1 protein-coding gene is annotated in these 1,044 nt (G+C 45.4%); it reads left to right on the forward strand.

Annotated features, from left to right (window positions below; all coding sequences use genetic code 11):
• Window positions 1–272 (forward strand): hypothetical protein (locus tag F6K63_RS37025; protein WP_287315034.1); only part of this gene is annotated, 272 nt, incomplete at its 5' end.
• Window positions 273–1,044: the final 772 nt, after the last annotated feature.

The raw sequence follows: 1,044 nt of genomic DNA on the forward strand, positions 1-1,044 counted from the left end.
GGGAGCTACATTATGGTCGTCTGCTAGACATCGGGCATCAGCTTGCACTACCAGACGAGCTGTATTGGCAAAACGAAACCGGTCAAAAGACCGGCTCGCAAGAATTACGGGAACTAAATTACAAAATCAATGGCGCGAATGAGTTAATTGAGCAGTATCTCGCCGCTCATGGGAAAGACGCTATGCCTGGTTCTCCCCGCTGGGAACATCTTCGCCGATTTCGGGAATGGCTAGTTCTTTTGGTTCCCGATATGTTGGAAGACTCCGAATAAGTTCCCTTAAAACCTCTGTTTTGCCACGATGTGTCCGCATGCAATACTCCTCTAAGGCTTGATACTCATAGTCTGGGAGCTTTAAGCCTAGGTTTTTTAGTTTTGGGGTTGACATGCTTATAATTGTGTTATAACGTGTTTATTACACACTCAAAACACAATGAGGACACATTTAAAACATGTCTTTGCCTGAAAATGCGATAGGTACGTCAGACACACGTACCCGTCGCAACAGGGGTGGAAAACGTACCCCTAACCGTTCACTTGAATCTGCTTCAAGTCTATCTGATATGACTGCGGTGACCGTAACTGGTCACTGCGACAGCGCACCAACTGAGTGGCAACTGTTGCCAACATTCAGCACATTCTCACTATCACCCGACGGTAGTTTCCCGAAGATAAAGTCAAGTAAGTCCGCATTCATAGACATAAAAACTCAAAAGAATCAAACCGGTATCGCCACCGGTCGCTGTTACAGAGTGTACTTAGGTTAGTGCTATGGAAAATCGTAGTTTCTTTGCACTACTCGCCGTAATAGCTCTCGCTATGCATTGTTTCTCATACTTTGAAATTATCCGGCTCAATGCAAAGCTTGAAGCTATCAAAAATGAGTACAGCGCATTTCGAGTGGGGTGTTTAAATGGGCGGTAAGTGGGTGGCAATGCCACTCAAAATAACCAGTAAGTTACTAGATTACGGATTGTGGTTTGGCTGTCGGTTAGTAATAGTCACTCCACGGGTCGTAATCTGGATGTGGAAGTCTCTATCCCGC

The organism is Moorena sp. SIO1G6 (assembly GCF_010672795.1).
Taxonomy (GTDB): domain Bacteria; phylum Cyanobacteriota; class Cyanobacteriia; order Cyanobacteriales; family Coleofasciculaceae; genus Moorena; species Moorena producens.